This is a genomic window from Ramlibacter albus, from assembly GCF_014297445.1.
Lineage (GTDB): Bacteria > Pseudomonadota > Gammaproteobacteria > Burkholderiales > Burkholderiaceae_C > Ramlibacter > Ramlibacter albus.
Window position 1 is genome coordinate 1 of record NZ_JACORU010000002.1, and the last position, 12,231, is coordinate 12,231.

8 protein-coding genes are annotated in these 12,231 nt (G+C 66.3%); 5 read left to right on the forward strand and 3 right to left on the reverse strand.

Going from position 1 to position 12,231, the window contains the following annotated elements; translation table 11 throughout:
- Positions 1-584: 584 nt before the first annotated feature.
- Both H8R02_RS06805 and H8R02_RS06810 read right to left on the reverse strand, forming a co-directional pair.
- Entirely contained in the window at positions 585-1,337 is a 753-nt protein-coding gene (locus H8R02_RS06805) for a tetratricopeptide repeat protein (RefSeq protein WP_187080633.1), read from the reverse strand.
- A 7-nt stretch (positions 1,338-1,344) separates the two neighbouring features.
- On the reverse strand, positions 1,345-6,102 hold the full coding sequence (locus H8R02_RS06810; RefSeq protein WP_187080634.1) for an RHS repeat-associated core domain-containing protein: 4,758 nt from the start codon (positions 6,100-6,102) through the stop codon (positions 1,345-1,347).
- Between the two features lie 238 nt (positions 6,103-6,340).
- Here H8R02_RS06810 and H8R02_RS06815 point away from each other — a divergent pair, with 238 nt between their 5' ends.
- Positions 6,341-6,784 carry a hemerythrin domain-containing protein gene (locus tag H8R02_RS06815; protein WP_187080635.1) on the forward strand — a complete coding sequence of 148 codons (444 nt, stop codon included), beginning with the start codon at positions 6,341-6,343 and terminating at the stop codon, positions 6,782-6,784.
- A 5-nt stretch (positions 6,785-6,789) separates the two neighbouring features.
- On the opposite strand, the gene H8R02_RS06820 is transcribed toward H8R02_RS06815, so the two are convergent.
- A complete protein-coding gene (locus H8R02_RS06820) occupies positions 6,790-7,560 on the reverse strand; it encodes an HAD family hydrolase (protein WP_187080636.1) in 771 nt (256 codons plus the stop codon).
- 65 nt (positions 7,561-7,625) lie between these two features.
- On the opposite strand from H8R02_RS06820, the gene H8R02_RS06825 reads away from it, so the two are divergent.
- From H8R02_RS06825 to H8R02_RS06840, 4 genes are all read left to right on the forward strand, one after another.
- Positions 7,626-8,462: a phytanoyl-CoA dioxygenase family protein gene (locus H8R02_RS06825; RefSeq protein ID WP_187080637.1), complete on the forward strand. Its 837-nt coding sequence runs from the start codon at positions 7,626-7,628 to the stop codon at positions 8,460-8,462.
- A gap of 16 nt (positions 8,463-8,478) precedes the next feature.
- Positions 8,479-10,068 carry an MFS transporter gene (locus H8R02_RS06830; protein WP_187080638.1) on the forward strand — a complete coding sequence of 530 codons (1,590 nt, stop codon included), beginning with the start codon at positions 8,479-8,481 and terminating at the stop codon, positions 10,066-10,068.
- 14 nt (positions 10,069-10,082) lie between these two features.
- The gene (locus tag H8R02_RS06835) at positions 10,083-11,309 is read left to right on the forward strand and encodes an MFS transporter (protein ID WP_187080639.1); all 1,227 of its coding nucleotides are present in this window, start codon (positions 10,083-10,085) and stop codon (positions 11,307-11,309) included.
- Positions 11,310-11,423: 114 nt separating this feature from the next.
- Complete coding sequence (locus H8R02_RS06840; RefSeq protein ID WP_187080640.1) at positions 11,424-12,218, forward strand: hypothetical protein; 795 nt, start codon at positions 11,424-11,426, stop codon at positions 12,216-12,218.
- The last annotated feature ends 13 nt before the right edge of the window (positions 12,219-12,231 follow it).

Genomic DNA, 12,231 nt, shown 5'->3' on the forward strand with positions numbered 1-12,231 from the left:
CTTCGACCACATCACCACAGCCCGCTACTACCGAATGAAGACTTAACCGAAGAGGCCCGGGTGGGTCAGATTTACTTCGGCGGCCCGATGGGAAGGTGGGTCAGGATTAAGTCGGCGTTGACACGCCGCTATTGCGATGCAGCCGTCGGTCAAGTAAATGTATGTCGTGCCAGCCTTTGGACTGGGTGACCATGAATTCACGTTCCCGGCGAAGGCGTGTTCTTGCATGCGCTTGAGGTCCGCGATATGAGAGATGGACTCGACTCCCTTGAACGTGACCGACAGCGCACGACGTGTGCGGTCGTCCGGATGCTGGTACGCATCGAACTCGATGACTATCGTGTTCGATTTGTGGTCGACACGCATGCTCTTTACCAGAGCATCGTGCATCTCGATCGAACTGATCGCTGGCACAGGCAGTTCCTCTTGGACCGGTGTGACTGACAGATTACTGGGCTGCTGCGCCGCCCACTAAGAGGGCGGGCACAGCGACCTGAGGCGCAAGGTGCTCAAGGTGGTGCTGCAGAAGCGGCTGGCCCGACGCCCTTTGGCGACGAGCGCGTTAGGTGCGCAGCTTGCGCTCGTTACCCAGTGGAGTCCGCCCTCTCTTCCCAATACTTGGCCTGCTCGAGATCAGCAGCGAGACCGCCGAATCCTTCCCGATACGCCAGCGAGAGCCACTTTTGCGTATCCCGGTCTCCTGCCTTCGCCAACAGCAGCCAGTCTTCCAGCTCGGCGCGTTGCCTCAGCTTCGAGAATTCGGCTGCCCGGCGTTCGAGTTCGTCGGCGCGGGCACGATCAGGAACGAGCCCCAACTCGCCGTCCCTGAATGCGTATGCCAATCTCTGGAGCGCGAGCGGGTAGCCGTACCCGGCGGCGACCTCATACCAGTGAACGGCTGAACTGTAGTCGACAATGTCGCCGATCTCGCCGTCCTCGAAGGCGAGGCCGATCTGATACGCCGCAAGCGGGACCCCCATTTCCGCCGCCCGGAAAGTCCAATGCAGCTGCCGTGCCTCGTCGAAATGCTGCAGGGAGTCTTGGCCATAGAAAATTGCGAGCCTCATGGCGGCCATCCCGACGCCCATTTTCGCAGCGCGCTCGAGCCATTCAACGCCTTCGGCAGTGACTTCCTCCTTCCCGTCGTCGAGGAGCGTTTCACCCAGCAACCACATAGCACTGGCAACACCATCGCAAGCGCCGCGCCGAAGTAGATCGAGAGTGCGCGCCTCATGGTCAGGAGCGCCGAAGACACCAGAGAACAGCTGCGCCAAAACCTGGTCGGTTTCGGGGGCGTGGTGTTCTCTCGCGAGCCTCAGAAGAGGAAGGTTTTTCACATCGTCCTCATTTCACCGGCAATAGTATGGGCTCAACCGGATAGTGCGGGCACTTGCGGTTGTGAATCAAGATGTTCTCGTTGAACTCCTGAATTTCGTGGCGCGGCGCCAACCCGGTTGCGAGCTTGATGACCATCATGCGACGCGCCTCGAGCTGCCACTTCTGGAGCCTCTTGCAAGGATCGTCCTCGTTTGGTCGGCAGATTGGACGCACATTGTCGTAAGTGGGATCGTTCGCCGCCTGAGCGCCGGGTGGCTTGCCAGTGCTCATCTGAGCCGGCTTGAACAAGTCCCGGCAACCCGAGGACAGCGCACAGCCAACGAGGAGGGCGGGCACGAGGATTGGTAGTGCTTGAGCAGCCCTTCCATCCGGATCCACGTTTGCGAGCGGATTTGCATTCACATAGATGAACTCGTTGATTCCTCCCGCCTTGCCGATCGGATCTGGCTGTGTATACCGGTGCCCGTCTCCCAACAGAGTGCGCTGCAAGTTGTCGGTCAGTCCAGACTCCTTGTCGCGATAGCGGCCGAGCCCTGAGACGTTCACTTCGATTGCAGGCTTTGCCCAGGCAAGTCTCTGTTGGCCCTCATTCATCGTCAACGTTCTCAGAACGCCACTTGGCTCATTCGTGAGGAAAGCCGAGTAAGGCATCTGCCAAACAGGCAGCTTTGCCGAATCGGTGATGAACCGCGGCGTACCGATGTGATCGCTATGGACCGCGTACAGCTTGCCCGCGCGGTACGTCCCGATCGGGACGGCCAGGCCGTCCGCTGTCGGCAGCCACAGGTACTCGCTCGGTCCTTTGCCGCTGGCAGACCCGTTGTCGTACTCACCGAGCATCGCCCACGTGGGAATCTCGCCGTCGCCGTAGAGGAAGGCCTGCCCAAGGCTCGCTTTGCTCTTGCCTTGCGCGAAGAGCCACCCGAAATTCTTTCGAAGCCAGTTCGTGAAGCTGTTGCCCAGCTCCGCTTCGTTCGGCAGCGTCTGCTCCGTCTCCGGCTCGCTCTTGAACACGCGCGCCCCCAGCGCGTTGTGCAGGTACCGCACGCTCGCCGCCTCGCCGTCCTTCACGATCTTGACCTTCGCAAGGCGGTTCATGTCGTCGTACTCGAAGGTCCGCAAACCATCGCTGGTGATTGCGCCGTTCTCGTCGATCGCGTAGTTGACGGTGCTGCTCGTCGTCGAAATCGGCTGCCCGTTCTGCGTGCGTGTCAGCGTCTGGGAGAAACCAAGCAGGCGGTTGCTCGCCGGGTCGATCTTCAACGACTGGTTGGCGGCTTGCGCGAGGTTCGGCTGGTCGAACGTTCCCTCCAGGTCAACATCGCTGCCTTGCGTTTCGACGGACGTGAGCCGGTTCGAGTTCGCGTCATACGTGTAGACGCTCTTCGCCCCATCGCGCTCGAAGGACGCAAGCCGGTTGCGGTTGTCGTACCCCGCTCTCCAGGCGATCGGCGCCTTGTACAGCTCCGTCGTGGTCGTCGTGCCACTCAAGACGGTACGCGTCGCCCACAGGTCCTGCACGATCCCCGTCATGTGGCCCGCCGTGTCGTACGTGTAGCGCGCGAACTCGTTCGACACCATGCGCCCGTCCGCATCGAAGGTTCGGCTCGCGCTGTCGCCGTTGCTCCACGTCCAGCTCCTGGGCTGGCCGAGCGGCGTATGAACGAGGTTGCTGACGAACGCAATGGTGGACTTGTTTTTCCCCGGCTCCAGCACGTCGATGCCCGTGATCTGCCCGACGCTGCGGCGGTAGAACACCTTGAGCCCCGACGCATAGGTCATGCTCGTGAGCTGCCCGCGCGTGTACCCATACGTGATGGTGAAGCGGGTCGGGTTGGAGGGGTTGTCGTTGACCACGACCGTCTTGGTGAGCACGCGCCCTTCCAGGTCGCGCGTGAAGGTCGTGGTGCCGGAGCTGTCCTCGATCTTCGCGACGTACCCCGCGCTGTCGTACGTGAAGGTCGTCGTGCTGCCCGCGTGGTACCGGATCGAAACCGGCCGGCCCAACGTATCGCGCGTGATGCGGGTCACCTGGCCCTTTGCGTCCGTGGTCTCGATGACGTCTCCGTTGGCGTCGCGCTTCAAGGTGAGGGTGCCGATATCCGGCGAGCTCTCGCGCGCCGTCTCGCCGAATGCATTGACGCCGTACGTGGTCTTCACCTGCTTGGGGTCCGTGACCTCCGTCAGCTGGTCCAGTGGCGTCCACGCCTGCCCGACGCTCGCGTTGTCGACGAAGGTGGTGGCGACGGTGCGTCGCAGCGGGTCGAGGGTGTGGCGTGTGGTTTGGTTCAGCGGGTCGGTTTCTGCGACCAACTCGCCGTTGCTGTCGTACGAAAGCTGCGTGCTCGCGCCGCTTGCGCCTTGGATGGCGGCAACGCGGTTGAGCGTGTCGATCGCGCGGCCAGTAACCAGCGCGATATTGCCCGCCGCATCCTTCACCTCTTCGCGGATGCGGTGGCCGCCCGGGCTCAACGTGTAGGTGATGATGGCGCCGCGGTTGTCCGCCGCACCCACCAGCCGGCCTGCGGCATCGTACGAATACGAAACCGCCAGGCCGGTCGGCAGCTCTGCGCTCGCGAGCTGCCCCGAAGCGGTGTACGTGTAGCGGCTGGTCTCGCCCGCACGCGTTTGCGTGAGGAGGTGGCCGCGCGCGTCGAACGTGTTGACCGTCGTCAGCCCGTTCGGCTCCACCTGCGAGAGCACGCGCCCCGCGCCGTCGAAGGTAAATCGCGTTGTGGCGCCCAGCGGGTCCGTGACGCTGGTGCGGTTGCCCGCCGCGTCATGGCCGTACCGCCAGACACCACCGCGCGGGCCCGTCATGCTCGTCGGCAGGTTGTTGGGGCCGTACTCCCAACGCCACGTACGGGCCTCGCCTGTCGCCGTGTCCGTGATCGTCTCCGCAAGCTTGTTGCCCAGCGCGTCGTACTCGTAGGCCGTGGTGCGGCCTGGCTGCGTCACCAGCACCGGCAGGCGGAAGGCAGGGTGCCATTGGATCTGCGTCGCGCGTGCCTGTGGTGTGTTCGCCGCTTCGGTGATCGACGTCTTGAGCTGCCGCGCCGTGTCCCATGTGTACGCCGTCTGCACGCCCATGAAGTCGGTTTCGAGCAGCGGCAGGGCCTCGGCCGAACGGCTCGCGTAGCCGATGCCGCCCGCCGGGCTGCTGCTGCCCACCATGCGCACCTGGCCGTCGCCCCCAACCCACGTGCGCCGCTGCACGCCGTCGGCAGGGTCCTTGATGTCGGCGACTGCGACGAAGAGGCCGGAGTCCACCGGCTCTCGTGTGATGGTTGCGGCGCGCGCTGGCTGCTGGTAAGCGAGGCTGAACTTGTCGGCGCCGCCCGCATGCTCGGTGCCGGTGGCTCGCCCCGCGCTGTCGAAGGTGAAGGTGGCGACGCGCACGCCGCGCTCGTCGCTGATGCCCGTGAGGGCGCTCGGGAACCCGGTGTTCTCGTAGTGATACTGGCGCGTGCAGGCGCCCGGACCGGTTGCGCTGCTCAACTCACCCGCGTGCGTGATGCTCACCACCTGCCCGTCCGGTAACGTCACCCGTACCAGCCGACCATTCGCGTACTCGAAGCCCAGGCTGCGCTGGAAGGCATTGGTGACGCGCGTGAGCTGCCCCGCGGCATCGCGCGTCATGACGTAGCGCCAGCCGTTGCGCGCGGTGATGGACTGCAGCCGCCCGCTGGCGTCGAACTCCCAGCGGCTCTCGTCGTGCTGGCGAATCAGGACCGCGCCGTTTGCGGTGGGCGCGAGCTGGTCGCGCTGGTTGTCCGCGGCCCAGGGTTGGTTGGACGCGCTGCGCGTAAAGAGCACCGTCTCACCCGTACCCAGCACCACGCGAGCCTCATCGCCCGCAATGACCAGAGTGGCGGCCCAGTTGTGCGACCAGCGTGTGCCCAGCCCGTCCTGGTAACTCCGCTGGCTGCCGTAGTGCCGCACGAAGTCCAGCCCGTGCGGCGAAGCGTCGGTGAAGTCCGTCTCGGCCTGCACCTTCTCGCCGTTGCCGCGGATCGGGTTGCCCACGCTCTCGCAGATCTCGCACGGCTCGACGACCACCAACTTCACCGCGGTATTGCTGCAGAAGGTGCACACGGCCGTGAGCGTGTCCTCGGCGCGCACATTGCCCGGCACGTAGGTGAAGCGAAGCTCCGGCCCCCAGTCCGCTGCCACCTGCTTGCCATTGAGCCGGATGTCGATCTCGTTACCCGCGCGCAGGTACGGTTGGCCGTCGCGCGTGACGCGTGCAACGATGGGCAGCGCGGGGCCTGCGGGCAGCGCCTTGGTGCGGCTGCGGCCGATCAGCTCGATGAGGATGGGTGTGCGCGGCTCGCACTGGTCGCCCACCGCGTCGAAGCCCTCGGCGCAGCGGCATGTCGCCTTCGAACGCGTCAGTGGGTCGACCTCCATCGTGGAGTTCGCGGGGCACTGCGGCGGCCCGGGCCACCCGTAGCTGACCCACGGCATCTGCAGCAAGCCGGTGCCCGCGCTGTTGACGCAGTAGTGGTTGCCGCTGCCGTTCAGGCCGCCGGCGAAGATGGTGCCGTTGCCACCCGCCTTGGTGCAGGTCTGCACTTCGGTGCACGCGGCGGTTTGGATGAACTGCCCGAGCTGGTAACCACGCCCCGGGCACTCGACGAATTTCGCCGGGACATAGCCGTCGGCATACACGGCTGGGGCCGCGGCCCACAGCAATGCAAACACAAGCAGTTCAACTAGAACAACAAGCACGCGCGTGCGCGCGCGTTCGTGGCGTGATGCCATGGTGAGCCTCCCTCGCTGGACCGAGGGCGACTCTAAGTTCGGTAGCTCGTCCGCAAGCTCAGACTTGAGTCTCTTTCGTGCCGGACACAACACTCCCCATTTCGAGCACGCACACCTTCACGCTCCTCCCTGAGAAGCTGAGCCGCACCTTCCCATCCAATCCGTCGCGGTTCTCCGACAGCGGCAGCAAGAGGGCCGCCGCAGACTGTTGTTGACCGAACCTCACGGAGAACAACACATGCCTCAACAACAAGACGCCACCGACCTCCTCGACCACGACCACAACGAAGTGATGCGGATGTTCCAGCAGTACAAGGCCGCGCACACGGACAACGAGCGCCGCCCGCTGGCCAGCAGGATCTGCCACGAACTGCTCGTGCACATGCAGGTGGAAGAGGAGATCTTCTACCCCGCGTTCAAGCGCGCGGTGAACGACCAGGAAGTGCTGCAGGACTCGCAGAAGGAGCACGACGAAGCGCGCGAGATGATCGCGAAGATCCAGGCCACGCCCACCGACGCCAAGCTGATGCTCGACCTGGAGGACGCCATCCTCCACCACGTGAACGACGAGCGCGAGAAGATGTTCCCGAAGGCGCGCAAGGCGCAGGGGATGAACCTGATGCAGCTGGGGGAAGAGATCCAGGTGCGCAAGGAAGCGTTGAACGCGGTGCAGCACGCGTAGGGTATTCAGCCCGGACTGGCGGTCTTCTTAAGCACGTCCTCCTCAGGCAGCAAGACCGCCAGCAAGTCCGACGTCGTGCGCAGGATCAGGTCCGCGCCGTGGCGCCGCAATTCCGCCTCGGTGCCGAACCCGCAAAGCACGCCGACGGTCTGCGCGCCGGCAGCTTTGCCGGTGCGGATATCGACCGTCGTGTCGCCGATCATCAGGCACTCGCCCGGCGCAACACCCATCGCCTTGGCCGCAAACAGCAGCGGCTCGGGATGCGGCTTCATGCGGCGCGTCGTCTGCGCGCCCACTACCGCGGTGAACAGATCACGCACGCCATAGTGCTCCAGGAACCGCTCCACGCGCGGCGCACCGCCCGTGGTGATGGTGCACATGGGGTAGTGCTCGCCCAGCTTGCGCAGCATCTCCTGCACGCCGGGCACCATGTCGTGCGGCACCTCGTCGGCCGCCTCGGGGTTGCGCGTGTGGCCCGGGTCCTGCTGCTGGCGCTTCACGTGCCGCGTGCGTGCACGCAGCCGCGCGATGGGTGCGTCCAGGCCAAGTTGGTCGAGCAGGGCATAGGCGCCGTGCACCGGGGTCTCGAGCGCCATCACGGTCTGCCGCGCCAGCCGCTCCGCGCGGCGGCCGCTCACGTGGGGCACTTTGTCGATGGCGGCGGCGAGCTGCGCGACCAGGTGGTCGTCGGTGTCCGAGATGGTGCCGTCGACGTCGAAGCAGAGGGCGCGGATTCGGGGGCGGTCGAGACCCATGGTCCCGTTCACGATAGGCATCCGTGCGGCTCATGCTTGTAGGCAGCCTTTGACAACCCCCGCCGCTTTCGGCCTAAATGCAGCCCATGCATTCCACCGCCGCCCACCTCGACGCCCTCGAAACGCACGGCTACACCATCATCCGCGACTTCCTCAGCCCACAGACCCTCGCACGCGTGCGCGAAGGCCTCGCCCCGCACCTGAGCACGCACACCGGCCGCAACAACTTCGAAGGCTTCAAGACCGAGCGTGTGTACACCCTTGTCGCACGCGGCAAGGTCTTCGAGGAGGTCGCCGAAGACGAGCGCGTGACGAGCCTGCTCGACCAGCTGCTGCAACCCGGCTACCTGCTCACCGCCAGCCAGGCCATCTGCATCTACCCGGGCGAGACACCGCAGCCGATCCACTACGACGACTCGTTCTACCCCATCCCGCGGCCGCGGCCCTCCATCAGCATCAGCACCATCGTGGCCGTGGACGACTTCACCGCGGAGAACGGCGGCACCGAGATCATCCCCGGCAGCCACAAGTGGAGCGACGCGCAGGCGAAGGGCGGCTACGACGGCCACCACCACGACGCACCGGCGCCCAGGACGCTGGAGGAGCAGCTCGTGCCCGTGGTGATGCCGGCCGGCTCTTGCATCGTCTTCCACGGCACGCTCATGCACCGCGGCGGCGCCAACCGCAGCAACGCGCCGCGCCTGGCCTTCAGCAACCAGTACTGCGAGCCGTGGGCGCGCACGCAGGAGAACTTCTTCCTCGGCGTGCCGCCGGAGATCGCGGCCACGATGTCGCCGCGCCTGCAAAGCCTGCTCGGCTACAACATCCACCCGCCTTTCATGGGGCACGTGACGGCGTCGCACCCCACCAAGGTGCTGCGCGAGGGCTACACGAACGTTGTAAAGGCGGGCCGCCGCTCATAATGAGCCGCACCGCCGCATGACCGCCGACACCGCCGCCCACTCCATCTGGTCCCCGCTGCGCCGCCCCGCCTTCCGCGGGCTGTGGACCGGCAGCGCGCTTTACTTCACCGGCAACGCCATGCAGTCCATGGCCGCGTCGTGGCTGATGGTGGAGCGCACCGGCTCCTCCTTCCTCGCGGCGCTGGTGCAGACGGCCGTGTTCCTGCCGATGTTCCTGCTGGCGCTGCCGGCGGGCGTGATGGCCGACACGACGGACCGCGGCCGGCTCATCACCACGGCGCTTGCGGTGCAGGCGGGCATCGTCCTTTTGCTTTCCCTGCTGGCGATGATCGGTTGGGCGGGGCCCGCGACGCTGCTGGTCTTCACGTTCGCGGCGGGCTGCTGCACGGCGCTGTTGTCGCCGGCGTGGAACACCTCGGTGGCCGACGCCGTGCCACGAGAGGAGATGCCGCAGGCGATCACGGCCACGTCGATCGCATGGAACAGCGCACGGGCGCTCGGGCCTTCCATCGCGGGCTTCGTGTTTGCCGCGATGGGCGCAGGCTGGGTGTTCGCGTGCACGGTGCTGACCGTGTTCGCGCTGATGTACGCGGTGCGGCGGCATCCGCCGAAGGCCCACGTGAAGTCCAAGTTGCCGGCGGAGCGGTTGTGGGGCGGCACGCTCGCCGCGCTGCGCTACGCGCGCTACTCGCCGCTGATCCTGGCGCAACTTCTGCGAACGATCGCGTACGCGGGCACCGGCGCGGCGCTGTGGGGCTTGCTGCCGGCGATCGCGGCGCAGCAGCTCAAGATGGGCGCCACCGGCTTCGGCTTCCTCATGGGGTGCCTGGGCACCGGTGCCGTCGCTGCAGGTCTCGTGCTCGGCAAGGTGCGCGCGCGCATGGGGCTCGAGCGTCTCGTCACGACGGGCTGCGTGCTCTTCGCGGTCGCCATGCTCGTGGCGGCGTACGTTCAGGTGCACCTGGTCGTTTATGTCACGTTGGCCGTGGGCGGCGCGGCGTGGATGAGCGTGATGGCCACCTTCAACACGGCCACGCAGTCGAGCGCGCCGCCGTGGGTGCGTTCGCGCGCAGCGGCGCTGCACACGGTCAGCGCGCTGGGCTCGTTCGCCATCGGTTCGGCCTTCTGGGGCGCGATCTCGGGCGTGGCGGGCTTGCCAGCAACCTTGACTCTCGCTGCGCTCGCGATGGTGGCCGGCATCACGCTTGCGCGCTACTTCCCCTTGCGCATCGGCGACGTGCAGGAGGTGACGCCCGGCGCCGCGTGGGAAGAGGTCTACGTGAAGGACGTCCCGCGCCCCGACGACGGGCCGGTGTCGGTGGAGGTGATCTACCGCATCCGCGACGGCGAGGCCGAGGAGTTCCTGCACGCCGTCACGCAGCTGCGCGATTCGCGCCGCCGCGACGGCGCCACACTGTGGCGCGTGTACCGCGACATCGGCGACCCGTCGCGCTATGTGGAGCGCTTCATCGTCGCGAGCTGGGCCGACTACCTGCACCAGCGCGCGCGGGCCACGCTCGCCGACCAGGAGCTCGAGGCGCGCGTGCGCGAGTTCCTGCAGGCGGGCGAGGGCGTGACGATGCAGCACTACATCGCGGAGCGATAACAAGGACAAGCAGTTTGAAAGTCTTCTACGGCTGGCGCCTCGTGGCCGCGGGCGCCATCATCCAGTTCCTCCATGCGGGGCTGCTGCTGCAGGCGTTCGGCGCGTACGTGGCCGTGCTGTCGGACGAGATGGGCTGGAGCAAGACGGCGCTGTCGGGCGGCGCCGCGCTGCAGTCCATCGAAGGCGCGCTGCTCGGCCCGGCACTCGGCTGGATCATGGACCGCTTCGGCGGGCGCGCGATGATGCAGCTGGGCATCGTCGCATTCGGGCTGGGCTTCATGGCGCTCAGCCAGATCGACACAATCGGCGGCTTTTACACGGCCATCCTGATCATCGCCATCGGCAGCAGTTTCTCGGGGTACTTTCCGCTGAGCGTGACGCTGGTGCACTGGTTCCGGCGCAAGCGGGCGAGGGCGTTGTCGACGATGGGGTTGGGGCTGGCGCTGGGCGGGCTGGCGGTGCCGGTGGTGGCTGCGTCGATCGGCGCGTTCGGCTGGCGCGCCACGGCGTTCGGCTCCGGTGTGATTTCCATCGTCGTGGGCTTGCCGTTGGCACGCATGTTCCGCAGGTACCCATCGGAGATCGGCGAGACCGAAGACGGCATGCCGGCCGATGCACCCGTGCCATTGAATGCCGATGCGGGGGATGCGGCCGGTCCGCAACGCCAGTTCACGGCCGCTGAAGCGCTGCGCACGCCCGCCTTCTGGCTGCTGGGTGCGGGGCATGGCATGGCGCTGCTGGTGGTCAGCGCGGTCAACGTGCATGCGATATCGCACATCAAGGAGGGGCTGGGCTATTCGGTGGCGCAGGCTTCGCTGGTGTTCACGCTGCTGACCATTTCGCAGGTGGGTGGGCTGTTGCTGGGTGCGGCGGTCGGCGACAAGTGGGAGAAGCGCAAGGTCGCCGCGGCGTGCATGGTGGCGCATGCGGCGGGGCTCTTGATGCTCGCGTATGCGACGCATCCAGTGATGCTGGCCGCCTTCGCGGTGCTGCATGGCGCCGCGTGGGGATTGCGCGGGCCGTTCATGCAGGCCATTCGCGCGGATTACTTCGGCGTGCAGGCGATCGGGATGATCATGGGGGTGTCGGCGTTCCTCATTGCGGTGGGGCAAGTGGCCGGGCCGCTGGTGGCGGGGGCGTTCAGGGACGCGCATGGGCATTACCAGGTGGGGTTCACGGTGCTGGCGCTGATTGCGGGGGCCGGGTGTGTGGTGTTTGGGATGGCGAGGAAGCCGGGGTGAGCTTCCGCATCCTGCAACCGGAGGAGATCCCCTGTCAGTCCTGACAGGGGGCGCCGTGCAGGTCGGCCCGTTCTCTGGCGTACTGGCGCCAGACTCAAGGAGACGGGGACTGCAATGAAGTGGCCGATCATCATCATGGCGGGCGTGCTCTCGGGCTGCGGCTCGCTGCCCAAGGACCAACAGCAAGTAGTTGACCAGGCGAAGAACCTCTGTTCGGTCGTCAACCTCAACCAGGGGCGCTTGAAGCTGAGCGCCACGATGAAGGTGAACGGCCAGACGACGCCCCAGCAAGTCGTCGACACCAGCAAGATCGGTGCCGTGGGCGAGCGGGCCGTCTTCCAGACGCTGGTGCAGCAGGACCTGTGCATGCTGAGTTACACCATGCCTTCGTTCCCCAGCGACAAGCTCAGTGCGTGGGCGAAGGAGACCAGCCTGGCGTTCGACGCGTGGAAGCCGGTGGTCCCCGCAACGTACGCGGCCGACATCACCGCGCTGCGCAACGCCGAGAACGAGCACCTCGCCAGGATCAAAGGCTGGCAGCCGAGCAAGGGCACCCCCATGAGCTTCGAGCTGTTCAACGCCGCCATTCCGCGCCAGGACTTCCTCACCGTCGTATCGGTCGATGCGGGTTTCCAGTTCGGACCAGCCGCGAAGTTCGAGTTCGTCAAGTTCGACGGCTCGAGTGGAAAGCTGGTGCTGTGCCCCTCCGAGATTTCGGTGGCGATCCGGCCCGCGCTCAACGGCGTGCGGCAGGCGGTGGGCCGCTACGCGATGGGACATTCCTCCGACCGGGACATGGTCAGCGAACTCGTTTCCGCCGTGTACAACGCAGGCGCCACGCGCATCCAGGAGTCGCAGGACGCCGCGAAGGTCAAGCCGGCGGCAACGGCCATCCAGGGCTGCAGCTGACGCGCCGGGGGTC